The organism is Pseudomonas chlororaphis subsp. aurantiaca, from assembly GCF_013466605.1.
Taxonomy (GTDB): Bacteria; Pseudomonadota; Gammaproteobacteria; order Pseudomonadales; family Pseudomonadaceae; genus Aquipseudomonas; species Aquipseudomonas chlororaphis_I.
This window is the reverse complement of record NZ_CP059162.1, coordinates 6,151,689-6,177,959: the sequence shown is the minus strand read 5'-3', so window position 1 is coordinate 6,177,959 and position 26,271 is coordinate 6,151,689. Positions and strand designations below refer to the sequence as shown.

The following is a 26,271-nucleotide window of genomic DNA, read 5'->3' as shown; positions in this document are numbered from 1 at the left end:
TTTTAGCGTTTTTACAGTGACCTGCAAGTCAGCTTGGTTCAAAATACAGACTTTCAAGCAGGGAGATGTAGGGCGATGCAAGGTCACCCGGACGTAATCGATTACCTCAACACGTTGCTGACGGGCGAGCTGGCAGCACGTGACCAATATTTCATCCATTCGCGTATGTACGAGGACTGGGGCTTCAGCAAGCTCTACGAGCGCATCAATCACGAGATGGAAGAAGAGACTCAACACGCCGATGCATTGATGCGCCGCATCCTGATGCTCGAAGGCACGCCACGCATGCGCCCTGACGATCTGGATATCGGCACCACCGTGCCGGATATGTTCGCCGCCGACTTGCGCCTGGAGTACAAGGTCCGCGCAGCACTGTGCAAGGGCATCGAGCTGTGCGAGAAGCACAAGGACTATGTCAGTCGCGACATCCTGCGTGTGCAGTTGGCCGATACCGAAGAAGACCATACCTACTGGCTGGAAAAGCAGCTGGGCCTGATCAAGTCGATCGGTCTGGAAAACTACCTGCAGTCGCAGTTCTGATGCGCTAGCCAGCACCTGCAGGCAAATGCAGGACTGAGAGCACAAAAAAGCCCCTGCCATTTCCCAATGGCAGGGGCTTTTTCATGGGGCTCAGGCCCGGTCGCGGGTCAGCAGTGGCTTGAGGTAGTAACCGGTATGGGATTGCGGCATCTCTGCCAATTGCTCCGGTGTACCCACGGCAATGATCTGTCCGCCCTTGGAACCGCCTTCCGGCCCCAGGTCCACCAGCCAGTCGGCGGTCTTGATCACGTCCAGGTTGTGCTCGATCACCACCACAGTGTTGCCGTGGTCGCGCAGGCGATGCAGAACGTCCAGCAACTGCTGGATATCGGCGAAGTGCAGGCCGGTGGTTGGCTCGTCGAGGATGTAGAGGGTCTTGCCGGTGTCACGCTTGGACAGCTCGCGAGACAGCTTGACCCGCTGCGCTTCACCGCCGGACAAGGTCGTCGCCGACTGCCCCAGCTTGATATAGGACAACCCCACGTCCATCAGCGTCTGCAGCTTGCGCGCCAGCGCCGGCACCGGGTCGAAGAACTCCCGAGCTTCCTCGATGGTCATTTCCAGGACCTCGTGGATGCTCTTGCCCTTGTATTTGATTTCAAGGGTTTCGCGGTTGTAGCGCTTGCTCTTGCACACATCGCACGGCACGTAGATGTCCGGCAGGAAGTGCATTTCCACCTTGATCAGGCCGTCGCCCTGGCAGGCTTCACAGCGGCCGCCCTTGACGTTGAAGGAGAAGCGGCCCGGGCCGTAGCCGCGCGAGCGCGATTCGGGAACCCCGGCAAACAGTTCACGGATTGGCGTGAACAGCCCGGTGTAGGTCGCCGGGTTGGAGCGCGGTGTACGACCGATCGGGCTCTGGTCGATATCCACCACCTTGTCCAGATGCTGCAGGCCGTTGATGCTGTCGTGCGCAGCCGCTTCCAGCGTGGTCGCGCCGTTCAGCGCCGTGGCACTGAGGGGGAACAGGGTGTTGTTGATCAGGGTCGATTTGCCCGAGCCGGAGACACCGGTCACGCAGGTCAGCAGGCCGATCGGGATCTCCAGGTCAACGTTACGCAAATTGTTGCCGCGGGCCCCTTTGAGGGACAGCGAAAGTTTCTTGTTGCGCGGCGTACGCTTGGCCGGCACGGCGATTTTCACCCGACCGGAGAGGTACTTGCCGGTCAGCGAGTCGGGATGGGACATCACTTCGTCGGGAGTGCCCTCGGCGACGATCTGCCCGCCATGCACCCCGGCGCCCGGGCCGATGTCCACCACATAGTCGGCCAGGCGAATGGCGTCCTCGTCGTGTTCGACCACTATCACCGTGTTGCCGATATCCCGCAGGTGTTTCAGGGTGCCCAGCAGACGATCGTTGTCGCGCTGGTGCAGGCCGATGGAGGGTTCGTCGAGGATGTACATCACCCCCACCAGGCCGGCGCCGATCTGGCTGGCCAGGCGGATCCGCTGCGCCTCGCCACCGGACAAGGTGTCGGCGCTGCGATCCAGGGTCAGGTAATCCAGGCCGACGTTGACCAGGAACTGCAGGCGCTCGCGGATCTCCTTGAGGATCTTGTCGGCGATTTCGCCACGGCGTCCGGTCAGCGACAAGGTGCCGAAGTAATCGGTGGCATCGCCGATCGGCAGGCTGGTGACGGCCGGCAAAGTCTTCTCGCCGACCCACACGTGGCGCGCTTCGCGACGCAGGCGGGTACCGCGGCAGTCCGGGCACGGCTGGGTGCTGAGGAACTTGGCCAACTCCTCGCGCACGGTGGCCGACTCGGTCTCGCGGTAGCGACGTTCCAGGTTCGGCACTATGCCTTCGAACGGGTGCGAGCGTTTGACGATATCGCCACGATCGTTGAGGTACTTGAAGTCGACGTTCTGCGTGCCGCTGCCGTTGAGGATGACCTTTTGCTGGTCGGCCGGCAGCTGATTGAACGGCACTTCCAGGCTGAAGCCATAATGGGATGCCAGCGAGCCGAGCATCTGGAAGTAGTAGACGTTGCGCCTGTCCCAGCCGCGAATCGCCCCTTCGGCCAGGGTCAGCTCGCCATTGACCAGGCGCTTGATGTCGAAGAACTGCTTGACCCCCAGGCCGTCGCAGGTCGGGCAGGCGCCGGCCGGGTTGTTGAAGGAGAACAGCTTGGGTTCCAGTTCGCTGATGGCGTGGCCGCAGATCGGGCAGGCGAAGCGCGCGGAGAAGATGATTTCTTCGCCGGGGTCGTCGTCCATCGGCGCCACCAGGGCGATACCGTCGGCCAGCTTCAGCGCGGTCTCGAACGACTCGGCCAGACGCTGCTGCAGGTCGGCGCGGACCTTGAAGCGGTCGACCACCACATCGATCGAGTGCTTCTTCTGTTTATCCAGCTTCGGCAGCTCATCCAGCTCGTAGAGCTTGCCGTTGACCCGGGCGCGGACGAAGCCCTGGGCGCGCAGTTCCTCGAAGACCGACAGGTGCTCGCCCTTGCGCTCGCGAATCACCGGCGCCAGCAGCATCAGCTTGCTGCCTTCCGGCTGGGCCAGCACCAGGTCGACCATCTGGCTGACGGTCTGGGCTTCCAGCGGGATGTCGTGATCCGGACAGCGTGGCGTACCCACGCGGGCATACAGCAGGCGCAGGTAGTCGTAGATCTCGGTGATGGTGCCCACGGTGGAACGCGGGTTGTGCGAGGTGGATTTCTGTTCGATGGAAATTGCCGGCGACAAACCTTCGATGGTGTCGACGTCGGGTTTTTCCATCATCGACAGGAATTGCCGGGCATAGGCCGACAGCGACTCGACATAGCGGCGCTGGCCTTCGGCATACAAGGTGTCGAACGCCAGAGACGATTTGCCGGATCCGGACAGGCCGGTGATGACGATCAGTTTGTCCCGTGGCAGGGTCAGGTCGATGTTCTTCAGGTTGTGGGTTCGGGCCCCACGAATCAGGATCTTGTCCAAAGTGGCCTCGCTCGGCGGGCGTCGAAAACGTAGGAGTATAAGGGCAAATACTGGATGGATGCACACTATCAAATGAGGTCTGTGCAGTCGTAGATGAAACCTGCGCGGCAAAGCGTCGCCATATACCCGGTCAATCGATCGGACTGGTAGAATCGCCGCCGGTTCACACGAGGTTTTTCCATGCATGATCCCCACAGCGAACGCATGAGTGGCGCCGAGACCCGCGCGGCAAGCGGTCTGGCCCTGGTGTTCGCCTTCCGTATGCTTGGCATGTTCATGGTGTTGCCGGTCCTGGCGACCTATGGGATGGATCTGGCAGGAGCGACCCCGGCCCTGATCGGGTTGGCGATCGGCGCTTACGGCCTGACCCAGGCGATTTTCCAGATCCCGTTCGGGGTCATTTCCGACCGTATCGGCCGTCGTCCGGTGATTTACCTGGGGTTGATCGTCTTTGCCCTGGGCAGCGTGCTGGCGGCCAACGCCGATTCGATCTGGGGCGTGATCGCCGGGCGCATCCTGCAGGGCGCCGGGGCGATTTCCGCGGCGGTCATGGCGCTGTTGTCGGACCTGACCCGCGAGCAGCACCGCACCAAGGCCATGGCCATGATCGGCATGACCATCGGCCTGTCCTTTGCCGTGGCCATGGTGGTCGGCCCGCTGCTGACCCGCGGTTTCGGTTTGTCCGGGTTGTTTTTCGCCACCGGTGGCATGGCGCTGCTGGGCATCTTCATCGTCGCCTTCATGGTGCCGCGCTCGACCGGCCCATTGCAGCACCGTGAGTCCGGGGTCGCGCGCCAGGCGCTGTTGCCGACGCTCAAGCATCCGGACCTGTTGCGCCTGGATCTTGGTATCTTCGTGTTGCACGCGATGCTGATGTCGAGCTTCGTGGCCTTGCCGCTGGCCCTGGTGGAAAAAGCCGGCCTGCCCAAGGAACAGCACTGGTGGGTCTACCTCACCGCGCTGTTGATCTCCTTCTTCGCCATGATCCCGTTCATCATCTACGGCGAGAAAAAACGCAAAATGAAACGAGTTCTGCTGGGCGCGGTCAGTACGCTGCTGCTCACCGAGCTATTCTTCTGGGAGTTCGGCGACAGCCTGCAGGCACTGGTGATCGGCACGGTGGTGTTCTTCACCGCGTTCAATCTGCTGGAAGCTTCGCTGCCGTCGCTGATCAGCAAGGTTTCACCGGCCGGCGGCAAGGGTACGGCCATGGGGGTCTATTCCACCAGCCAGTTCCTCGGCTCGGCACTGGGCGGCATTCTCGGCGGCTGGTTGTTCCAGCATGGCGGTTTGTCGGTTGTGTTCCTGGGGTGTGCAGGACTTGCTGCCCTGTGGTTGGCCTTTGCTGTTACCATGCGCGAACCTCCTTACGTGACGAGCCTGCGCTTGCCGTTATCGCCCGAAGCGATCCGCGAAGCCGGTCTGGTCGAGCGCCTGAAGGCCGTTGTTGGGGTAACGGATGCAGTGATGGTGGCCGAAGAAGCCGCCATTTACATCAAATTGGACACCGAATTATTGGATCGCGCGACCCTCGAGCAGCTGGTCAACCCAGCCCGATCGGCGTGCGAAGCCTAGGAGAACGTTATGGCCCGTGGGGTTAACAAAGTCATATTGGTCGGCACTTGCGGCCAGGATCCTGAAGTTCGCTACCTGCCTAACGGTAATGCCGTGACCAACCTGAGTCTGGCCACCAGCGAACAATGGACCGACAAGCAAACCGGTCAGAAGGTCGAGAAGACCGAGTGGCACCGTGTGTCGATGTTCGGCAAGGTCGCGGAAATCGCCGGCGAATACCTGCGCAAAGGTTCGCAGGTCTACATCGAAGGCAAGCTGCAGACCCGCGAGTGGGAAAAAGACGGCATCAAGCGTTACACCACTGAAATCATCGTCGACATGCAGGGCACCATGCAGCTGCTGGGCGGCCGTCCACAGGGCGACCAGGGCCAGGGCATGGGCAACTCCGCGCCACGTCCGCAGCAGTCGCGTCCGCAGCCTTCGCAGGCGCCACAACGCGAATCGCGTCCAGCGCCTCAGCAGTCCTCGCCGCAGCCGGCGCAGAACTTCGACGACAGCTTTGATGACGATATCCCGTTCTAAGGCCAGCCTTGATCGCGGTTCGAATAAAGCCTTTGGTGTGCATGCACCAAAGGCTTTTTTGTTGCCCTATTTCAGCCGGGAAGCAGGAACGCTGGCGGGTGTATTGAGTGCCAGGGCGTCTGGGCCTCATAGACGCGAGCAAGGTCGAGGGCGATGTGTTCCTGGTTTCGCTTGCAGACGAATTGCAGCGAGCAAGGACGGTTGTCTGCTGTAAAACCCGCAGGGACGGCAATTGCGCACAGGCCCAGAAAGTTGACGAAGCGAGTGAAGTGATTGGGGGGCGCAAGGTGCTTGATGTCGTCCACGGCGCAGGCGGGCATTTGTGTCGTGGGTAGGACTATGGCTTCGACCTGATCATAGATGCGCTCGAACAGGGTACGCAGCGTGGCCATTTCCTGCAGGGCATTAAGGTACTCGGCCTGGGAGATCCCGGCGCCACGTGACAGTCGCGCCCGAACCGATTCGCCTAGGTCACTTTTAGCGTCGGCATGAAGCGTTCTGTAGTTGGCCAAGGCCTCATAGAAAGTGATCAGGGAATTTTTCTTCAGGCACTCCTCCAGGGGCATGGGGAATATGCCGGCCCGGGGTCGGATGCCGGTGGCTCGCAGCACTGCAATGGCCGTGTCGTAGCAGGCCAGGACGTCGGCAGAGACCCATGAGCGCTCGTGCAACGGCAAAGTGGCCACGCGATATCGGCTGAGCGCCACCTGTCCGAAGCGTTCGGCATTGTCTGCAAGGCATTGGCGTGTGGGCTCGTCGAGCAGATGAGCATAGAGCAGCGATGCATCTTCGACAGATCTGGCAAGGACGCCCACCGAGTCGAGCGTCTGGCTCAGAGGAACGACATCGTTCATTTCGATCTGGCCGTGGCTGGGCTTGAGGCCGACAACGCCGCACCAGGAGGCGGGAATACGCACTGAACCGCCAGTATCGGTCCCCAAGGCCCAGGGGGTCAGCCCGGTGGCTACGGCTACCGCCGATCCACTGCTGGATCCGCCGGGTGCCAACTCTGTCTGGCGGCTCCACGGATTGCGCGGAGTCGCGAAATGCTCGTTGACGCCAAAGGCGCCAAGGCCAAATTCGACGGTATGGGTCTTGCCCAGGATGACCATGCCTTTGCTCAACAGCCGCTCTACAACCGTCGAAGTCGCTTGTGCTCGATGGTGCTTCCAGCACAAGGAGCCCGCCGCCGTAAGCTCGCCTTTCACATGGAACAAGTCTTTCAGGGCAATGGGCATGCCGTGCAGCGAACTTGATGCCTGTCCACTGCTTATGGCCTTGCACGCCCTGTGTGCCGCTGCGCGGGCCTGGCATTCATAGATATCGACAAAGGCGTTCGATGAGGTTCGAGTGTCGAGGATACGTTCCAGGAACGCCTCGGTAACTTCGACCGGCGACAGATCCCGGGCCTGGATCAGCGTCATGAGTTCAACGGCGGTCAGTTGGGTAATCGGGGTCGTCACTCCGCCTTCTCCGGGTCAGGTAGCTCGGCATAATCGTTGCGCTCATCGCTGACAAACACGATCGACATGACCAGGATCGACAGCGTCGCGATGACGATCGTCAGAACGGCCAGTTTCATATGCCTCAGAAAAAACTCGGTGTCGTTGACGAAGTGCCCGAACACCGCGACTCCAAATGCGGAACCTATTTGTCCAGTCGCTCTGGAAAAGCCCGCAGCGATGCCGGTGTATATCTTCGGCGTGCTTTGCATGAACACTGAGGTGGACATGGGCGCCCCAAGTCCTCCTCCGAATCCGATCAATATCAGGGGGATGAGCAACCAGGGGTAATGCGTGGAGTATTGAGGCAACAGTAATCCACAAAATCCGACCAGACGGATGAAGGCTCCAGCGATCATCAACTGGCGCGGCGGGAATCGGTCCACCCAGCGTCCGGATACCTTGTTGCCGATGATCACACAGAGGGACAGGGGCAGCAGGGCAAGCCCGGTTTCGATGGCGCTGTAGTGCAGGTAGTCCTGAAAGTAGAACGTGAGGATGAACAGTGTGCCGAAGAACGAAAAGGCTCCGGCAAAAAAAATGTAAGCGATGGTGCTGAAATTGGTATTCCTGAACAGCGTCAGGGGCAGCATTGGATGAGAGCCATGGACCTCGATCAGGACAAAGGCGATCAGCGACGCCGCACAGGTCAGTACGCCCAGCAGCAGATAAATGGAGTCCGTGTTTAACCGGGGATATTCGATCAGTATTGCGATGAGGCTCAGCAGCATCACCGTGACAGTGAACTGTCCTTTCAGATCGAGGTGTTTTTCCTTATAGGGCGCTATCGGGGGCTCGATTCGAGAGGTCAGCCAGACACCCAGCAGGCCGACGGGAATGTTGACCAGAAATATCGAGCGCCATGACAGGTATTGAGTCAGGAGTCCGCCTATCAACGGTCCCATTACCAGCGCAATCCCCCCCCAACTGGCCCAGCTGGCAATGGCTTTTGCCCGTGCGGAACTCTCTGTATAGGTATGCGTGATCAGCGCCAGCGAGCTGGGCACCAGCAACGCCGCACCAATCCCCTGGCAGGTCCGTCCAGCCAGCAACTGCGCCGCGCTGGCGCTCAGACCGCATAGTAGTGAGGCGGCGACAAACAGCAGCAGGCCGGCCATATAGACGGTTTTTGCGCTGAGGCGGTCGCACAGGGCGCCCCCTGACAGCAGCAGGCTGGCAAAAATTACCAGGTAGACGTTAACCATCCATTGCAGCGTATCGGTGCCGATGGCCAGTCCGTTTCTGATCGCTGGCAGGGCGACATTGACAATAGAAGAGTCGAGAAGGACCAATATGTAGCTGATATTGGCCGCCAGTAGCACGAGACGCTGGTTCTTGTCGGTATTCATCATGGCTCGATGTCGTTGGGTTACCGGCGCCAGGGACTGGCGCCAGGAAGGATCAGCGTGCGCCGAGTGTCGCGATATCTTTTCGGTAATGCATGCCATCGAAGTGAATCTTGCGTGCCACCGCGTAAATACGTTCTCGGGCCGCTTCAAGCGTATCTGCCGAGGCGCTCAGCGAGATGATTCGTCCACCCTTGGTCACCAGTTGGCCTTGCGCACTTGATACGGCGGCATGAAAGATCTTTGCCTCCTGCTCTCCCGAAGGAAGCGAGATGACGTCGCCGGTGCGTTTTACGCCTGGATACCCGGCGGAGCTGATTTGCAGTGCTACCGCGCATTTGTCGTTCCAGCGGACCTCTGCCTGGTGCAGTCGTCTTGCCAATGCCAGTTCGAGCAACGGGCCCAGTTCACTGTCCATGCGTTCGAGCATCGTGAACAATTCCGGGTTGCCGAGGCGGCAGTTGATTTCCAGCAGATGGACTTCCTGCTCCGGGTCGATCATCACGCCGAAGTACAGGAAGCCCAGGTAGTCGATTGCATCTTCCTTGATGGCCCTGATCGTCGGCTCGACGAGGCGGTCGATGATCTTCTGGGACAGCGCCTGGGAAATGACCGGCGAATACGCCCCCATTCCCCCGGTATTGGGACCCTTGTCGTTATCGTGCAGTCTTTTGTAGTCGCGGCTTTCGACCATGGGGACGTAGTGGGTGCCATCGAACAGGACGGTAAAACTGACTTCCTCGCCCACCAGGAAGTCTTCAACGATGATTGGCCCTCCATAGGTGGTGAACATGTGTTCGATCGTCTCGTCGACGGCCTGCCATTCATGAGCGATCACCACGCCCAGGCCACCGTTGGCCATGCCATCGACCTTCAGGACGAGGGGCAGGAAGCGCGTGTGGGCATATTGTCGGGCGCTGGGGGCGTCTGCGAACACTTTGAAACCAGGCGTAGGGATCTTGTGTCGCTGCATGAACCGTTTGGAATACTCCTTTGACCACTCAAGTCTTGATGCTTCTCGGGTAGGCGCCAGCACCTTCAGGCCACGCTCTTGAAAATAGTCCACGATACCCGCGGCCAGTGCCTGGGTCGGGGTAATCAAGGTGTAGTCCACGTCGTACTGGGCCGCGGCGTTCGCCAGGCCAGGTATGTCGGTGGTCTCCACCTCCAGATTCTCGACTTTCGGTTCGTCCGCCGTACCCGGGCTGCCGGGGGCTACATACACTTTCTCGACCTGATCGGACTGGATCAGCTTCCATGCCAGTGCATGTGCACCCGAGCTGCAACCTACGATTAGCACTTTCATATAACGCTCCCTGTGTATGGAAGAGGACAATCAACTCGTCAGTTTCGCGGACTCCCACAGGACCGAACCGTTCAGCCAGTCGTGGAAGGTGTCGATGCGCTCCAGCAGTTGCTCATCGCTGTCGCCGACCAGAATCGCGCTAAGCACATCGTCGGTGTAGGTTTGGGCAGGCTGGTAGGCCAATCCTTCGATGCCGGTGATACATAGGGTGCTGACCCAGTCGAAGGGTAGGGATGCGGGGATCTTCACAAGCCGGTCGTCACGTACTGGAACGCGGATCGATGCCGCGACACAGGTAGGCGAGCGTCCGATGGGCAACTCGTCTTCGATGCCGGCGCAGGCCCTAATCCAGGCCTTGTGAATGTTGATGCCATAACTCAGTTCGATCAGTTCGCCGGTCAGGGAACCTGCCGTTCGTGCGGCGATCTCGCACAGCACCAGCCGATCGTCCGGGGTCTGGAAGATTTCCGCATGGAAGCCCAGGGGGGATGTTTCGGGTAGCGCGGCAATCACCTTGCGGGTGAACTCGACCAGGCGTCGTGCGATCGGGGTGTCGGGCTCCAGGGTGCGACTGCCAAACGTGCCGGCCCGCTGGAAATCCAATGAGCCGTTGATGTAGGCGCACGGCGCAAAAAACGTCCTGCCCTCTGCCGTCAAAACCCCATTGACATGGAACATCCGGCCTTCGACGAATGACTCGATCATGTAGCCGTCGAGCGTTGGCTTGTGGAACAACGCAGCCAGGTCCGAGCGGCTTTTGATGACCTGGATGTCTTTTGAGCTGCAACCATCGACCGGCTTGATGATGCTGGGGTAGCCATGACGCTTGATGAATTCAATGACATCCAGCGGCGATCGCAGGCGCTTGAAGTGGGCGACGGGGATATCGGCCCTGTTCATATGTTCCTTCATGACCACTTTATCGCGGTAGGCGATGGCGCTTTCCAGGCTCTGGCCCGGTACGCCGAGGTGTTCGCGCAAGCGGGCGGCACGGATCAAGTCGAATTCCGAGTGTGGCAGGATTCGGGAAAACCGGGTGCCTGCCGCGAAGTCCAGCGCGGTGATTTCGGCCTGCGAATCGGCGTCCAGATCCTCCAGGCGCTTGACCAGACGGTACTTGTGCTGGGATGGGAAGGGGGTCGAGCTGATCAGGTACAGGTCCTGGTCCCGCTCGGCCAGCCATTGGGCGAAATCGATTTTGATGCTTCTGCCTAAACACAAGATAGCCATGTCATCTCCCTGTCATTGGCCGGTGTTTCAGTCCAGTGGCTGGATCGGTTTGCGCATGAACAGCCGTGCATTGCCCCTGGGACTGCACTCGACGCGGCCGAATACCTCATAGCCGTTTTTTTCGTAGAACGCCGGTGCCTGGATTTCCATGGTGAACAGCAGGGCGGTCCGGCATCCGCGAAGGGCGGCCAGGCGTTCGGCCTGGCGCAGGATCTGAGAGCCGTAGCCTTTGCCGCGCAGGGTGTCGGGCAGATAGAAGTAGTTGATGAAGAACACCCCCAGGGATGTCCTGCCGACCAGACCGCCTACCACCTCGCCGCTGAGAGGGTCCGTGACTGTGAGATCCAGGGGCTCGTTGTCGCAGATTCCGGTTTGCGACACATTGTATTGATCCAGCAACTCGTTGATCCGGCCACGACCGGCTGCCGGGGCACTCTCATGAACCGTGACGACAAAGTCGTGCTGGCGATCCGGGTTTTTCACTTCTGTCATTTCGAAAGTCCAACGTGCAAGAGATAAAGGGGGCGCCGGTTCATCGCGTTGTCCCGGTCCGACTGGCCATGTGGCGCTCGTTACCCTGCTTGTCCTGGTCCGTTTCAAGGTACAGAAGCTCGTAGTCGGTACCCCGGGCTTTGAGTACGGGAACGACAGGTCGTCCGTTCGGAACGTCCAGCCACAACCGCAGCAAGTGCCGCTTGTGGGTGTCCGAGTCCTGGAATTCGGTACGGGAATGCAGAGTGGTGTAGTTGTTCAGGAACAGGATTTCCCCTGGCTCCAGCAAGAACGTGAGCTGAAAGGATTTTCGATTGCAGATGTCGTAAAAGGCTTTCAGGGCGGCGTCCAGCCTTTCTGGAAATGCCTGCCCTAGCGTCTGGGCGGCGGCCCGCATGTAATTGCCCACGCACATCGAACTCAGCGTACTGCCGACCCGGGAAAACACTGGAATCCGGTAGTCCGTTACCGGAGTGTGGGACTGGGAGCGTTCCGCTGTGGCATAGGGATAACCTTCATACAGCGCCGGCAGCAACTGCGGATTCTCGGTCACCAACTGATTGTGTACCGCCAGGCCACTGACAATTTCCGTGGTTCCGCCGCTGGCGGCCCCGCTGAGGCACAGCAGTCCGATGATCTCGAAGGCGTCCGAGTGGAACCCCAGCTCTCTGTTGGACTGGTAGCCGCGATTCTTGGGATTGGACGGCTCGTGGCGGACATGGCCGATACGATCGCCACGAGTGCTCTGTACCACGGGGCGGCCCAGGTGCAGGGCCAGCCCCCAGAACAGACGTTCAAGGGCCTCGCCGGTGAAGCGAGTAATGTCGATGCCCTGCAGCACCGCGACTCCGGGACCGTCCTGAAGCGCCTTGTGCAATTTGCCCAGCAGTTCCTGAATGGCGGGGGCTGCGAAGTCCTCCCGAGTCAGGTCATGCATCGGCTTGTGGGCGCTATTGGCCAACAGTTGCTCGATGCATTGCAGCTCGGGCTCACCCAGGTTCAGCAGGACATCAGCCTTGGACTTGAGCGTGGCCGCGGTCCAGACGGCGGGGTCGTCGACCGCGACGGGCGAAGACCTGTTGTGTTCGATGTTCATCGGGGATTCCTCAGGCGCTGCAGGCCGTGCAGGCGGGATGTTGCGGTTTGTCGATGATTGTCGTTTGCAGGGTCGCGAAATCGATGGTGACCAGTTTTCCCGCCGAGCTCATGGGCCATCCGACCAGATGGCGCACGATGTCCGCCGACATCATGCCGCCCACGGTCATGGCGCAATGGCTGAAGGCCGAGGTCGCCGGAATCAGGTCATGCTGTTCGCGATACTGACGGGTGGCATGGTGATCGGGGTTGTGTTCCTGGGACCATTTTTCGTCACAGCGAAAACAGCCTGACTGCCCGGGAAATTTGGTCCAGAGCATGCCCATGCCGGCCGAGACGCTGTTGAAGACCGCCGGTACGCCTCTGGCAAAGCAGGCGTCGCTGATCCAGCGATCAGCGGCGATCACCGGGCGATCGATTGCGGCGACGATAATGTCGGGCTTGAACTCGTCGATCAGCCGAGTGACGGCCTCGGTACCGGTCAGGCGCTCGAAGACGGTATTTACCCTGACGTCCGGGTTGATGGCGTTCAGTCGGATCTTGAGCCCATCGACTTTTTTCAGGCCGATATCCTGGACCGTGAACAGTTGCCGGTTGAGGTTCCCCAATTCGATTTCGTCGAAATCCACCAGGGTGATGGTCCCGCAGCCGGCCATTGTCAGGGCAGTCGCCGTGCAACTGCCTAACCCTCCGCAGCCTAGCATCAGAACATGACCCTCGAGCAGGCGGGTCTGTAGCTCGGCCGGCGTCCGGCCGTCCCGGGCCAATGCAGCAAAGCCATTGAGATTGCGAGAGTAGCGATCGGTCTGGTCGGGCCGCAGGTGCTGGGGTTCGAAGAACGAACGGTCCTGGAGCAGATTCTGCGCCCGCAGTTCCTCGACCAGGGCCAAGAGCTCATCGTACTGGGCCGGGTGGCCCTGGGTATCCAGTTGTTGGGCAATCCAGGACAGGTCGTTCTGGCCGTTCATCAAGTGAAGGGCGATGTACTTCCAGCCATTCGGATCGTCGAGGATCAGGCTCGCGTCACCCTGCCGGGTTCCTCGATGAATGGCCACGCGATGGGCATGAATAGGGACGGCCACTACGGTCGCTTGCAGTTGTGGCAGGTTCATCGAGCGAGCTCCTTGAGGGTAATGACGGGCAGCAGGATGCCTTTGCGGCCTACATTCATGACCGGGTCGAAACTGGCGCGTGCCTGGAAACCCGCGAAGCGTCCGCCGTATACGTAGGTATCCACCCCTGACCACATCGACTCGGTCACGCCGAGGTCCGGATGAACGGCAGAAAGCGTCCGGCCCTGGATGTACTGCTGAACCACGAAACTGTGGGGCCCCTCCAGTGCACTGCAAATCCCTTGCTCCCATTGCTCCTGTGTCGCGAAAGGCCCTACCAGCAAACCTTCACCACGGGTCGCGTTTGAGGGCTTCAACACCAGATGTGGGCGATGCCGCCTGACATAGCTGATCAGGTCGATCGGCTGGCCCTGGGGATTGCTGCTCTGGCCGGCAGCCAGCAGACGGGTCCAGGGAATATGCGTGCGGCACAGCTCTCGATCCTCCTCGGGCAACAGCGCCAACATCTTGGGATCGCTCAACAGGGCCATGATGGCCTTGTCCGCAAGGGGCCACTGGCTGATCAACGGATTGAGGAACGTCACCTCTGCGTTCGACGCCGCATCGAGATACTCACTGACCAGTGGTTCGTCGATAAGATCGCGCAGGTCGAGTTTGTTGTAGGCCATGTCGATGACGCGGCCTTGGGGGTCGACGAGGTGACCGTCGCGCCGCTTGAGGTCGGCCGCATCGATTTCCTCGGTGGGCACGCCGAGGCGGTTCAACCCGGCAACCATCTGGGCCACTTCGTTTTTGAAGCGCCCTTTGAACGTCACGATGGCGGCTCGCCGGGCCGGTTGTCCCGTGCGCTGAAAGTGGGCGCTCAGGAGCTCCTTGAGGAACAGATCCGGATCGCTCACGAACGGTTGGAAATCGACGCTGTGGTCGATGCCCGTCAGCAGGGGGTTGTCGATCTCGGCCCAGAGGCGGCCGGCCAGTCCGTTCTGGATCACACCGCCGGGGCAGTCGGTATTGGTCTCCAGAATCCGATAGACGCCCTCGCTGTCGAATAGCCCGTCGAGTCTGAAAATACGTACCAGCGGTGAATGCCCCGGCAGGTTGAAGGTCAGGTGTTCGCTGTTCTTGTAGGCAGGAAACAGCGTGCGTACTTGTTCGTTCTCGACGTAGATTCTCGCGGCGTGATCGAACACCCGGGCGAAGCCCTCGCCGAGGGTCTGCAATTGCGCGACCGTCTCGTTCGACAGGATCAGGGGACGGATGGAGACGGGGTAGCTTTTACCTTCAAAATTCAGCCCTTCGCTGGACAGCGAATCGCAAAAACGTTTTTGCGCCGCGATCAGTCGTTTATGCGCATCCGGTGTCAGGTGGGCAAGGAATTGCTCGATGAGGCGATCATCCGCCTCGAAAAGACTGGTGTTGGGCGTGCAGGCTAAGGCGTTATTGTTCATATCGATTTCCTCGGGCTTGGACGGTCATTTTTTTGCAGCGCTACTCAGGGCGCGGCCCAGCTGGGCGAGCCCTTTGTCGAGGGACTGTGGGTCGATGGTGAGCGGAGGGAGCAGTTTGATGATGTTGTCCTGCGCGCCGCAGGTTTCGACGATCAGGCCGCCGGCATAGGCCTGGGCACTGACCTGCTGGGTGGTGAGCGCATCGGGCAGCTCGATTCCCCAGATCATTCCCAGTCCGCGGACGGCTTTGATCAGTTGGGGCCAGCTCTCTTGCCAGTGTGCAATGGTGTCGGCGATCCGTTTCGAACGCTGGCTCAGGGCGTCCATGAAGTCGCAGTCCTGCCAGTAGCGCAGGGCCTGGGCGGCGGCGATGAACGCCAGGTTGTTGCCGCGGAAGGTACCGTTGTGTTCTCCAGGCTGCCAAAGGTCCAGCTCGGGCTTGATCAATACCAGGGACATGGGCAAGCCATAGCCGGAAATGGACTTGGCCAGGCAGACGAGGTCGGGCTGGATACCCGCCCTCTCGAAGCTAAAGAAAGTCCCGGTTCTTCCGCATCCGGCCTGAATGTCATCGACGATCAGCAGAATGCCGTGGCGGCTGGCCAGTTGGGCGAGACCTCGCAGCCATTGGGGGCTGGCAACGTTTACGCCTCCTTCGGCTTGCACCGGTTCGACGATGAACGCGGCCGGCAGGTCGATCCCCGATCCGGGCATGGTCAACATGTGTTCCAGCACGCTCAGGGTGTCCACCTGCTGGCCGAGAAATCCTTCGTAGGGCATCCGTGTGATGTCCGGCAACGAAACACCGGCCGCGGCACGCTTGGCGCTTCGGGCCGACGCAGCGAGGGCTCCCAGGGACATGCCGTGAAATGCATTGCTGAAGGCGACTATGTTGGTTCTGCCGGTGACTTTACGGGCGAGTTTCATCGCTGCTTCGACAGCATTGGTGCCGGTCGGGCCGGTGAACTGCAGGCGGTAGTTCAGTGCTCTGGGGCCTAGGATGATCCGGTTGAATTCCTCGATGAAGGTCTTCTTGGCGCTGGTGTGCAAGTCCAGGGAATGGGTAATACCGTCGCTTCGCAAGTACTCCAGTAATGCCTCCTTGATCATTGGGTTGTTATGTCCATAGTTCAATGAGCCCGCCCCGGACAGAAAGTCGATGTATGAGGTGCCATTGATATCGGTCAATATCGAATTGCGCGCGATGGCGAAAATGGCGGGAAACTTTCGACAGTAACTTCTGACCGCGGATTCGTGATTGAAAAATGTATCGGCAGGGTCTTCACTGATCAGTGATACCGCTTCAGTAATAAAGTTATTCATGTCAATATCCTTCCAATGGAATTAATTGCAATTAAATCCAGATGGTGAGACTGAATAGGGGATGAGCTACGGCATACAGATGCCGGTTTCAGAGTTCTTCGCGAATGACAATCTTCCCCTGGCTGGCCAATAGCGGAGAGTTCTCGCAGGCAATATATGAGACTGTTTGCTGGTGGTCGCTGACATGGTAGTGCCCGGCCCAGGCGGGAACATAGATAGCGTCGCCGGCTTCCCAGTGAAGAACTTTCTCTTCAATGTAAGTTGCGCCACTTCCGCTTAGAACATAAATGACGGTTTCGTAGTTATGTCTGTGCAGGCGGGTTTGTGTGTTGGGAGCGAGTTGTTCCAGGCTCACGCGCATTGTTTGCACCGGTAAATCCACGACACTGCTTTTCTGGCTCGATGTTGGCGTGGTCCGTGGCGCACCACGCTCGCCCTCGACGGCGACATGCAACAAGCGGCGCGGCAGCTGGATAGGAACAGTGGTCACGGCATTCAACCAGGTGAGCTTGTCCGGCTGCGCGCGCTGCTCATCATGAGCTTGCGCGGGCTCCTGGCCGACCTTCTGCCAGATGGCATCGAACATTGCGCAGCGCTTGAGAATGATCCGACGTCCGACGTCCTTGGCCAGGAGTCTTGCTCCAGGTGAGCACTGGGCTAGCTGTTCGAGGATGCCCAGCATCGTGATCGCGTGGTCCTCATCCTCTTCGATGTGCACACGGAAGAACTCCAGGCCTTCTTCGCTGACATTCAGGCGCTCCAGGGCCTGCAGGACGGGCCTATAGATCAGCGGCACGATCGCCTCGGCTCCCATGCACAGGGCCGCGAGGCCCTCGATGGCGTTTTCGCGGCGACAGAACTCCATGACGGCCTGAGTGAAGTCGAGGGTCTGCGGCAAGGCCTTTTCGGCCATGGCATGGGTTCCGGTGGCGCGCAGGGTTCTTTGGAACAGCTCGGCATGAGTCACCTTGCCTACGTCGTCGATTCCCATTTCCTCCTGCATGTTTTTCATCAGGTGCTTGATGTCATCCAGGCTCTCGAGCCGGTTGATTATGGCGCAGAGAAAACGGGTGAAGTTGCGAGAGTAGTGATGATGTTGTACCAAGAAAAAGCGCATGCCTTTTAAAGAGATACTCCCCTCTTGCATGGCCAAGAGCAGCGGATGGTTGACCAACTGATTCAGCGAGTCGCTATCCAGCCATGTATCCCATATGGATCCGCCAGTAAGGTCCTCAATAATATCGGTTGTGAGTTCACGGGGTACGGCACTTTCCAATTTCACTATCGAACTCCTTGTAGAAGTAATAGTTTCAGGGATGAGTAAACCCACCACACCGGATAAAACACTATATGCCGATTTCAGAAGGGCATGAGTCGTGCTGTTTATCGCTGTTGGATATATTGCCAAAGAATCGCGTCATGACCATGGCGGGATTATTTAATGAATAAATAATCCTCTCAGGGGCAGCGAAAGTAGATAAGGCAGTTCAGGGGTTAACGCTCATCGGTGAATCCTTTCTTATTAGTGTAAAGAATAGTTATCTATCATTTCCATGATGTAGGGATTATGAATAGCTTCGACTATTTAGGGTGTCAAGAAGAATTGGATCCATAGGTCGGGTAGGAATGATCTGAATTGATATTAAGATGATTCCACCGTTTCGACGGTAGGCAAATTTGATGACTGTAATCATTAACTTGGCGACACATGAGGCACTTTTTTTCGCGTGTCACCAGCCACAGGTATTTCGTCGGATCACCTGTGCCGAGGGGTGTTTTTGCCGTCTTTTTTTATTGCATGTTGGCAGGCATTTTCCGTGCCTGAGGTGAAAGGCAATCCAGTCCCGGGGGATTGTTACGTCAACGGTGATAATCGCCAGAGAACGAGCTTGCTGGAAGACAACCCAAAAAGGCCGCGCAGCGATTGAACGCTGCGCGGCTTTTTTTTTTTGGGGGGGGGGGGGGGGCAGGTCGTTAAGCCTGACGTTGCCACCTCTGGCGCGGACGGAGCGACAGAATCACCGGCTGCCCGCCAGAAACTCATCGGTGGACACCACACTGGCGTAGGCGAACCCCAGGGACGACATGAAGGCGGCATGCACCTGGGCCGCCGGCACCACCACACCATTGAATTCGAGGTCGCGGGTGGCGCAGGCGTCATGGATCACTGTGACGCCATAGCCCAGGTCGGCGGCAGCGCGGGTGACGCCGTCGATGCACATGTGGCTCATGCTGCCGACCACCACCAGTTGCTCAATGTCGTGCTGGTCGAGGATGGCTTCGAGCTCGGTTTCGCGGAACGAATTGACGAAGTGCTTGAGCACCACCGGTTCGTCGGCGCGGTTGGTGACCTTGGGGTGCAGTTGTGCTCCGCTGGAGCCGGGGGTGAAGAACGGCGCGCTGTCGGAAGTGAATTCGTGGCGGATGTGCACCACCTGCTGGCCTCTGTCACGGAAGGCCTGGATCAGCCGCGCGGCGTTGTCGGCGGCGGCTTCGACGCCCACCAGGGGCCACTTGCCGTCGGGGAAGTAGTCGTTCTGGATATCGACTACGATGAGTGCTTGCTCGGCCATGGGTGTGTCCTCTGGAGTGGTGGCTGGCTGTGGAGTCCAGTATTGGCTCCGGCGGGCCGGTCGAGGATTGGCTGCACCGACAATAGAAGGGGGAAAACTGACAATGGGTATGGAAAGCGCAGTCGCCGAGCTGGGCGTGCTGATCTATCCCGGGGCACAGATGGCCGCGGTGCATGGCTTGACCGACCTGTTCGGGGTCGCCAACCGTATCGCCGCCGAACAACGCAGTACGCAGTTGCCGCTGTTGCGCATCAGCCACTGGCAGGCGCAGGCCGAGCAGGCGCCTATACGGGTATACGACAGTCACCCTGATGTCGACGGTCCATTGCTGGCGGTGCTGATCCCACCCTCGGTGGCCGGTTTCTCCCAGGCACAGGCACCGCAGGCGCTGACCCAATGGCTACGCCAGCAGCATGCCAATGGTGCGACCCTGGGCGGGGTCTGTGTCGGGTCGATCCTGCTGGCCGAAAGTGGCCTGCTCGACGGTCGCAGTGCCACCACTCACTGGACTTCGGCGAAGCAGTTCGCCGAGCGCTACCCGAACATCCGCCTGAACGCCGACAAGCCGATCGTCGACGATGGCGACCTGATCACCACTGCCGGCCTGATGGCCTGGTCCGAGCTCGGGCTGCGCATGGTCGATCGCCTGCTGGGCCCGAGCATTGCCAGTGGCACCGCGCGTTTTCTGGTGATCGAGCACAGCGACAGTGCCAGCCAGTGCGGCAGTAACTTTGCGCCGATCCTCGGCCACGGCGACGCGGCGATCCTCAAGGTGCAGCACTGGCTGCAGGCCAATGGCGCGGTGGACGTTTCCCTCGCCATCATGGCGCAGCAGGCCGGGCTGGAGGAGTGCACCTTCCTGCGGCGCTTTCGGGCCGCCACCGGGCTCAAGCCCACCGAATATTGCCAGCACTTGCGGGTGGGCAAGGCCCGGGAAATGCTCGAGTTCACCAACGGCACCATCGACCATATCGCCTGGACGGTCGGTTACCAGGACCCGGGGGCGTTCCGCGCCACCTTCAAGAAGATCACCGGGCTGGCGCCCAGCGAATATCGCGCGCGTTTCGGCGTGACACCGCCGACACCGCTGGCGCGGGCCGGGCAGGGCTGACCTTCGCGAGTCGTGCAAAATACCGGGCGGCGCCGGTCGATCGTGCAAAATAAGACAGGCCCAATGCCAGCAACGATGGCGTAGAGCGCTTATCCAGGGGGGATTCGACTCCCCCCGGGCCTTGGCGTGATCCCTGCACCCTTCCTTGTACATTCATCACGCCGATGACAAAGGGGGACGCATGACCCCGACGCAACGCAAGAAACGAGTGGTCGCCCACTCGGTCCATCCGGGGGCCTCTCAGCATGTAGTGGAGACCAATCGCGCGCTGGCCCGATGGCTGGCGCAGATACTCGGGCTGGAGTTCGCCGGTGACTACGACCCGTTCGTGCATGGCCAGGGCGAGCTGTACCTGCTGCCGACGCAGACCATCGTCGGCCCTGCCGCGGCCCGGCAATTGCGGGTCAAGGGGCCGGGCGACCTGTGGGGCGGGTATGTCGAGCATGACTTTATCTGCACCAAGGCCATCACCCATGGTTTGTTGAACAAGAACGCCGTGGCCCCGCCGGGCTGGGCGCCGCTGTTCTCCCTGCGGGTGCGCAATGTGGTGCTGGACGGCCTGAGCGTGTTCACCCTGAACGACGCCCGGCCAGCGGCCAGCCATTTGCTTTACAGCGGGCCGATCCGCATGAAGCCGATCCATGCCTGCGCCGGTCGTGGCCAGCAGGTGATCGAGAGCCTGGAGCACTTCGACGAGCTGCTGACGCAACCGGACGTCGCCCGGCAGTTCAATGAAGGCGTGGTCCTGGAGCAGGATCTGCAACAGGTGGTCACCTACAGCGCCGGCCAGTCCTTTATCGCCGGCCATGTCCTCAGCTACTGCGGCCAGCAGTACCTGACCGAGGACGCCGACGGCGAGCAGGTCTACGGTGGCTCCGAGCTGTTGGTGGTGCAGGGGGGCTACCCTGAGTTGCTGGCGCTGCAACTGCCGCCGGACGTGCGCCAGGCGGTGCAGCAGGCCCAGGTTTTCGACGCCGCCGCCGATGAGGCCTATCCGCGCTTTTTCGCCTCCCGGCGCAATTACGATATCGCCCAGGGCCTGGACGCCGAGGGCCGGCAACGCAGCGGCGTACTCGAGCAATCGTGGCGCATGGGCGGTGCCAGCAGCGCCGAAGTGGCGGCTTTGCAGGCCTTTATCAACCATCCGGGCATGCGCGCGATTCGTGTGTCCGCGGTGGAAACCTATGTCGACCGGCCCTTGCCGGTCGATGCCATCGAGGTCTATCGCGGGCCCGCGGAGCACAGTGACTTTCTTCTCAAATATGTAACGGTCAAATCCTATGACGGCTAGAAGCGAAAGCATTCAAATCGACATCGATGACGAGCAGATGAGCGGGACCTTCCTCAGTCCCAGGTCGAAAGTCCCCGGCGTACTGTTTGTCCACGGTTGGGGTGGGAGCCAGGAACGCGACCTGGAGCGCGCCCGGGGCATCGCCGGGCTGGGTTGCGTGTGCCTGACCTTCGACCTGCGGGGCCACGCCGGTAGCGGTATCCCGCTGAACCGCGTGACCCGCGAAGACAACCTGCGCGACCTGTTGGCGGCCTATGACCGCCTGCTGGCCCACCCGGCCCTCGACACCTCGGCAATCGCCGTGGTGGGCACCAGTTACGGTGGCTACCTGGCAAGCATCCTGACCTCTCTGCGGCCGGTGCGCTGGCTGGCGCTGCGGGTACCGGCGCTGTACCGCGACGAAGCCTGGAACAGCCCCAAGCGCGACCTGGACAAGGCCGACCTGCTGGATTACCGCAGCAGCCTGGTGCGCATGGACAGCAACCGGGCGCTGCATGCCTGCGCGGCGTTCACCGGGGATGTGCTGCTGGTGGAGTCGGAGACTGACGAGCATGTGCCGCACGCCACCATCATGAGTTACCGCGCGGCCTGCCAGCAGACCCATTCCATGACCCACCGGATCATCGACGGCGCCGACCATGCCCTGAGCGATCCCGTGTCGCAGCAGGCCTACACCTCGATCCTGGTGGACTGGATCACGGAAATGGTGGTGGGAGAACGGTTGAGCATCATTCAGTCGCGATAGTCGAAAGCGCTGGTTGAATGGGAGCGCAAGCTCGCTCCCCGGAGAGGAACGCGCGTGGTTGTCGCGACAGCGTCAGTTGCCTTTGCGCGGCTTTTTCTCCACGCGCAACGCCTTGGCTTTGGCTTCCAGCGCCAGGTACATCAGCAGCGCGATCAGCAGCGGCAGGATGAAGTAGATCGCCCGGTAGGCGATCAACCCGGCCAGCAGGCTGCCGCGGGACACCTCATGTTGCAGCAGGGCGATGAACACCGCCTCCAACACCCCGAGCCCCGCCGGGATATGGGTGATGACCCCGGCGATGCTGCTGATTAGCAGCACTCCGAGCACCACCGGGTAATCGAGCTTGCTGGGCAGCAGGGTAAAGATCACCGCTGCCATCAGCGACCAGTTGAGCGCGCCCAGGGCCAGTTGCAGCAGGGCCATGTGCAACGAGGGCAGGTTGATCTCGACCCCGCGTATCGACCACTCGCGCCGTCGGGAAAATCGACAGGCCGCCAGGTAACCCACGCCCAGCACCAGCAGCAGGACGCCCACCCCCTGCAACGCGCCGTTGCTGAGCTGCCAGCCGGGCGGCAGCTTCATCAGGCCACTGGCGAACACCGTGCCGGCCACGGCCATGTAGCCGAACCAGTTGGTGGCCAGGCTCAGGCCGAGGATCTTGGCGATGTTGCCGGTGCTCACCCCGAGCCTGGAGTACAGTCGGTAGCGCATGGCGATCCCGCCGACCCAGGCGCTGAGGTTGAGGTTGAAGGCATAGCTGATGAACCCCACCGGCAGGATCTGCCGCCAGCCGAGGTTCTGCCGGATGTAGGTGCGCCCGATCAGGTCGAAGCAGGCATAGACCAGGAAGCTGGCCAGGGTCAGGCTCGCGGCGATGACCAGGGTGCGCACCTTGAAGTCGGCCAGGGTGCCAAGCACCTCGCCCCAGTCGATGCGCCGGGCCAGCAGGGTGAACAGCACGATCAACAGCAGGAAGAAGGCGATGGTCAGCGGTTTCTTCAGGCGTTGCCAGCGCGACCGGGCATGCGACGCGGCGGGTGTCGAGCCATGGGCATCAGTGCGGCTCATGGGGCGACTCCCGCTGGGTGGCGGCCTGGCCGAAGGGCTTCAACTGCGGCTTGTGGGCGGGCAGCCAGCCGGCCCAGGCCGGAAAGTGACGCAGGATGTGAAACACCAGGAAGCCCACGGTCAGTCGCCACAGGCGGCCGCGACCGGAACCCTTGGCCGGCATGGCCTGGCAGTGGTCGCGGCTGAGCCGGTCGAGGCGCTCGAACAGGTCGTGATTGAAGGCCCGGTCGCGGATCAGCACATTGGCTTCCAGGTTCAGCGACAGGCTCAGCGGGTCGAGATTGCTCGAGCCCACGGTGCTCCAGTCGTCGTCCACCAGCGCCACCTTGCCGTGCAGCGGCCGTTCGCAATATTCGTAGATGGTCACGCCATCCTTGAGCAGGTAGTCATAGAGCGTGCGTGCCGCCAGCCTGGCCACCAGCATGTCCGGCTCGCCCTGCAGGATCAGCCGCACCTCGACGCCACGGCGCGCGGCGTTGCGGATCTCGCGCAGCAGCCGATAGCCGGGGAAGAAATAGGCATTGGCGATCACCACCCGTTGCCGGGCTCCACGCAGCACCTGGCGGTAGACCTCTTCGATATCGCTGCGGTGCAGGCGGTTGTCGCGATAGACCAGGCGCACCTGGCCGTCATGGTCGGTCAGGGCCAGCTGCGCGCGGCGCTGCCGGCGGCGTTGCCACCAGTAGCGGGCGCGGGCCGGGCCGTCGCCCTGGCTCAGGGCGAAATGATGGATATCCACCACCGCCGGCCCCTGGATCTCTACCGAGTAGTCCTGCTTGGCCTGGGGACCGAAATCGGCCAGGTGATCGGCGGAGAAGTTGATCCCGCCGACAAAGGCGATGCTGCCGTCGACCACCACTATCTTGCGATGCAGGCGGCGGAACCAGTTGGTGCGTACCCCGAGAATCGGCTGCGCCGGGTCGAATATCTGCAAGCGCACCCCGGCGTTGCTCATGGCGGCAAGGAATTCGGAGCTCAATTCGCCGCAACCGAAGCCGTCCAGGCTGACGGTGACCCGTACACCACGCTGTGCGGCCTCGATCAGGATACCGTGCAGCTCCTGGCCGACCTTGTCCTCGAAAAGGATGAAGGTCTCCAGCAGGATCTCGTGCTGCGCCTGGCGCAGCACTTCGAACACTCGGGGGAAATAGGCTTCGCCATTTTCCAGCAGCACCACCCGGTTGTTGCTGTGCCAGCCATATTCGAGGTCCATCCGTGGCGGCTCGTGGGCCAGCCCGGCGTCGGGCAGGCGGTCCACCGTGGTTTTTTCCAGAGGCATGTCGTTCATAGTTCGACCTCGACCGACAGCGGCGCGTGATCGGAGAGATGGGACCAGGGATGGGTGTCCAGTACCTGGGGCCGGTGGACCTTCAGGTGACGCACGTAGATCCGGTCCAGCCGCAGCAGCGGCAGGCGCGCGGGGAAGCTGCGCGCCGGCTTGCCGTGCAGGCTGACAAAGGCCTCCTGCAAGCCACTGGGAGCGAGCTGCGCGTCGGCGCGCAGCCGCCAGTCGTTGAAGTCGCCGGCGACGATCAAGGGCGCATCGACGGGCAGCTCGGCGATCAGTTGCAGCAGCAGGTCCAGCTGTTGCTGGCGGTGGCTTTCGCGCAATCCCAGGTGCACGCAGATGGCATGCACTTCCAGGGCGTCGCCGGGCAGGCGCAGCACGCAATGCAGCAGGCCGCGGCTCTCGTGTCCGGACAGGGAGATGTCGAGGTTGTCGTAGCGAATGATCTGGAACTTCGACAGCAGCGCATTGCCGTGGTCGCCTGCCGGGTACACCGCATTGCGCCCATAGGCGAACTGCGGCCAGATGCTGTCGGCGAGGAACTCGTATTGCGGCATGCTCGGCCAGTTGTTGTAGCGCTGCGGATGCTGGTCGTGGGCGCCGTGCACCTCTTGCAGGAACACCACATCGGCGGCCACGCTGCGCACCGCCTCGCGCAGCTCGGGCAGGATGAAGCGCCGGTTCAGGGCGGTGAAGCCCTTGTGGGTGTTCACCGTCAGCACCGTGAAGCGGCGCGCGGCGGCAAGCCCGATCGCGGGTTGTATCGGGCTGTTGGCCGACTCGTCATGGCTCATGGCAGCACCCCCGGCGGGGCGGGCTCGCCGGGCGCCGTCGCCAGCGCCTTGTCGAGCCCGAAGCGCTGCAGCAGCCGACGGGCATCGAAGGGCGCGCGGACCTTAAGGTCATTGTCGAAATAACAAAACACCTCCCGGCTCTTGCGCGCCCTGGGGGGGTGCCGGGCGTCGATCAGCCGGGCATCGGCGGGTTGTTTGCCGTTGTGCCAGGCCTCGATCCGGTCGCCCCAGCGCTTCAGGGCCTGGGGCGTATAGCCGCTGGCATACAGTTCCTTGTCGCCATGCAGCCGCAGGTAGACGAAATCGCCGGTCAGGTCCTCGCAATAGGGCCACTTGCCGGCGGTGTCGGCCACCACCAGCGCCACACCGTGCTGGCGCAGCAGGTGGGTGAATTCGGGCACGGCAAAGCTTGCATGGCGGATTTCCACGGCATGGCGCATGGCTTTTTTGCCGTAGGCCTTGGTGCTGGCGTGGCCGTTCAGGCGTGGTTCGTGCTGGCGGGCGAGGGCGGCGGCCTGTTCGGTATCGGCGGGCAGTTGCTGAAGAAAGGCGCCGAACAGCTCGGCGTCGAACTGAAAACTCGGCGGAAACTGCCAGAGGATCGGCCCGAGCTTGTCCTTGAGCTCCAGCACGCCCGAGGCGAAGAAGTTGGCGATCGGCTTGTGCATATCCCGCAGCCGCAGGATATGGGTGATGTAGCGCGGTGCCTTGACACTGAACACGAAGTCCTTGGGGGTATCGGCATACCAGTCGGCATAACGCTCGGGGGTCTGCAGCGCGTAGAACGAACCGTTGATTTCGATGCTGTTGACTGCGCGCGAGGCGAATTGCAGCTCGCGCTTCTGCGTCAGCCCCTCGGGGTAGAAATCTCCACGCCAGGGCTTGTAGCGCCAGCCGGAAATACCGATATGAATTGCCGCCATGTCCGCTCCCGTCCGATGGTCTCCGAACCGTCTCTGTCTTTTGATGACTGCCCGGCTGGCGGGAAAGTTTCGACCTTCCTACGGACGGCGTTTTCCAGCCC

22 protein-coding genes are annotated in these 26,271 nt (G+C 61.1%); 6 read left to right on the top strand and 16 right to left on the bottom strand.

Translation table 11 applies throughout. The features are described from left to right. Positions 1-75: 75 nt before the first annotated feature. Complete coding sequence (gene bfr / locus H0I86_RS28280; RefSeq protein ID WP_007924173.1) at positions 76-540, top strand: bacterioferritin; 465 nt, start codon at positions 76-78, stop codon at positions 538-540. Positions 541-630: 90 nt separating this feature from the next. Here bfr and uvrA read toward each other — a convergent pair whose 3' ends face one another. Beyond that, entirely contained in the window at positions 631-3,465 is a 2,835-nt protein-coding gene (uvrA, locus tag H0I86_RS28275; protein WP_180922991.1) for an excinuclease ABC subunit UvrA, read from the bottom strand. A gap of 180 nt (positions 3,466-3,645) precedes the next feature. Between uvrA and H0I86_RS28270 the strand changes: the two genes are divergently transcribed. Both H0I86_RS28270 and H0I86_RS28265 read left to right on the top strand, forming a co-directional pair. Beyond that, a complete protein-coding gene (locus tag H0I86_RS28270; protein WP_124322534.1) occupies positions 3,646-5,040 on the top strand; it encodes an MFS transporter in 1,395 nt (464 codons plus the stop codon). Between the two features lie 9 nt (positions 5,041-5,049). Beyond that, positions 5,050-5,562 (top strand): single-stranded DNA-binding protein, encoded by a 513-nt coding sequence (locus tag H0I86_RS28265; RefSeq protein WP_009045846.1) that lies wholly within the window; start codon positions 5,050-5,052, stop codon positions 5,560-5,562. 71 nt (positions 5,563-5,633) lie between these two features. Here the strand turns inward: H0I86_RS28265 and H0I86_RS28260 are convergent, their stop codons facing one another. From H0I86_RS28260 to H0I86_RS28210, 11 genes are all read right to left on the bottom strand, one after another. Continuing rightward, a complete protein-coding gene (locus tag H0I86_RS28260) occupies positions 5,634-7,025 on the bottom strand; it encodes an amidase (protein ID WP_180922990.1) in 1,392 nt (463 codons plus the stop codon). Then, complete coding sequence (locus H0I86_RS28255; RefSeq protein ID WP_180922989.1) at positions 7,022-8,416, bottom strand: MFS transporter; 1,395 nt, start codon at positions 8,414-8,416, stop codon at positions 7,022-7,024. Before H0I86_RS28255 ends, H0I86_RS28260 begins: the two co-directional genes overlap by 4 nt. Before the next feature lie 49 nt (positions 8,417-8,465). Continuing rightward, entirely contained in the window at positions 8,466-9,716 is a 1,251-nt protein-coding gene (gene purD, locus H0I86_RS28250) for a phosphoribosylamine--glycine ligase (RefSeq protein WP_180922988.1), read from the bottom strand. A gap of 30 nt (positions 9,717-9,746) precedes the next feature. Continuing rightward, positions 9,747-10,946: an ATP-grasp domain-containing protein gene (locus H0I86_RS28245; RefSeq protein WP_180922987.1), complete on the bottom strand. Its 1,200-nt coding sequence runs from the start codon at positions 10,944-10,946 to the stop codon at positions 9,747-9,749. 27 nt (positions 10,947-10,973) lie between these two features. Then, complete coding sequence (locus tag H0I86_RS28240; protein WP_180922986.1) at positions 10,974-11,438, bottom strand: GNAT family N-acetyltransferase; 465 nt, start codon at positions 11,436-11,438, stop codon at positions 10,974-10,976. Positions 11,439-11,478: 40 nt separating this feature from the next. Then, positions 11,479-12,534: a TauD/TfdA family dioxygenase gene (locus H0I86_RS28235; RefSeq protein WP_180922985.1), complete on the bottom strand. Its 1,056-nt coding sequence runs from the start codon at positions 12,532-12,534 to the stop codon at positions 11,479-11,481. Positions 12,535-12,544: 10 nt separating this feature from the next. After that, on the bottom strand, positions 12,545-13,645 hold the full coding sequence (locus tag H0I86_RS28230; RefSeq protein WP_180922984.1) for a ThiF family adenylyltransferase: 1,101 nt from the start codon (positions 13,643-13,645) through the stop codon (positions 12,545-12,547). Beyond that, positions 13,642-15,054, bottom strand: coding sequence for a glutathionylspermidine synthase family protein (locus H0I86_RS28225; RefSeq protein WP_180922983.1), 1,413 nt, complete (start codon positions 15,052-15,054; stop codon positions 13,642-13,644). The genes H0I86_RS28230 and H0I86_RS28225 overlap by 4 nt, the downstream gene beginning before the upstream one ends. Positions 15,055-15,078: 24 nt before the next feature. Further along, positions 15,079-16,377, bottom strand: a complete 1,299-nt coding sequence (ectB, locus tag H0I86_RS28220) for a diaminobutyrate--2-oxoglutarate transaminase (protein ID WP_180922982.1) — start codon at positions 16,375-16,377, stop codon at positions 15,079-15,081. A gap of 88 nt (positions 16,378-16,465) precedes the next feature. Next, complete coding sequence (locus H0I86_RS28215; protein ID WP_180922981.1) at positions 16,466-17,659, bottom strand: iron-containing redox enzyme family protein; 1,194 nt, start codon at positions 17,657-17,659, stop codon at positions 16,466-16,468. 736 nt (positions 17,660-18,395) lie between these two features. Next, positions 18,396-18,950: a cysteine hydrolase family protein gene (locus H0I86_RS28210; RefSeq protein WP_180922980.1), complete on the bottom strand. Its 555-nt coding sequence runs from the start codon at positions 18,948-18,950 to the stop codon at positions 18,396-18,398. Between the two features lie 103 nt (positions 18,951-19,053). Between H0I86_RS28210 and H0I86_RS28205 the strand changes: the two genes are divergently transcribed. The 3 genes from H0I86_RS28205 (at position 19,054) to H0I86_RS28195 (ending at position 22,097) form a co-directional block, all read left to right on the top strand. Next, the gene (locus H0I86_RS28205; protein WP_180922979.1) at positions 19,054-20,061 is read left to right on the top strand and encodes a GlxA family transcriptional regulator; all 1,008 of its coding nucleotides are present in this window, start codon (positions 19,054-19,056) and stop codon (positions 20,059-20,061) included. Positions 20,062-20,242: 181 nt separating this feature from the next. Continuing rightward, positions 20,243-21,352 carry a DUF3182 family protein gene (locus tag H0I86_RS28200; RefSeq protein WP_180922978.1) on the top strand — a complete coding sequence of 370 codons (1,110 nt, stop codon included), beginning with the start codon at positions 20,243-20,245 and terminating at the stop codon, positions 21,350-21,352. Next, complete coding sequence (locus tag H0I86_RS28195) at positions 21,342-22,097, top strand: alpha/beta hydrolase family protein (protein WP_180922977.1); 756 nt, start codon at positions 21,342-21,344, stop codon at positions 22,095-22,097. The genes H0I86_RS28200 and H0I86_RS28195 overlap by 11 nt, the downstream gene beginning before the upstream one ends. A 72-nt stretch (positions 22,098-22,169) precedes the next feature. Here H0I86_RS28195 and H0I86_RS28190 read toward each other — a convergent pair whose 3' ends face one another. The 4 genes from H0I86_RS28190 to H0I86_RS28175 are packed head-to-tail and all read right to left on the bottom strand — an operon-like array spanning position 22,170 to position 26,170. Next, positions 22,170-23,165, bottom strand: coding sequence for a lysylphosphatidylglycerol synthase domain-containing protein (locus tag H0I86_RS28190; protein ID WP_180922976.1), 996 nt, complete (start codon positions 23,163-23,165; stop codon positions 22,170-22,172). Next, complete coding sequence (gene clsB / locus H0I86_RS28185) at positions 23,152-24,453, bottom strand: cardiolipin synthase ClsB (protein ID WP_180922975.1); 1,302 nt, start codon at positions 24,451-24,453, stop codon at positions 23,152-23,154. Before clsB ends, H0I86_RS28190 begins: the two co-directional genes overlap by 14 nt. Then, positions 24,450-25,247 carry an endonuclease/exonuclease/phosphatase family protein gene (locus tag H0I86_RS28180; protein ID WP_180922974.1) on the bottom strand — a complete coding sequence of 266 codons (798 nt, stop codon included), beginning with the start codon at positions 25,245-25,247 and terminating at the stop codon, positions 24,450-24,452. Before H0I86_RS28180 ends, clsB begins: the two co-directional genes overlap by 4 nt. Continuing rightward, positions 25,244-26,170 carry a DUF72 domain-containing protein gene (locus H0I86_RS28175; RefSeq protein ID WP_180922973.1) on the bottom strand — a complete coding sequence of 309 codons (927 nt, stop codon included), beginning with the start codon at positions 26,168-26,170 and terminating at the stop codon, positions 25,244-25,246. Before H0I86_RS28175 ends, H0I86_RS28180 begins: the two co-directional genes overlap by 4 nt. Positions 26,171-26,271: the final 101 nt, after the last annotated feature.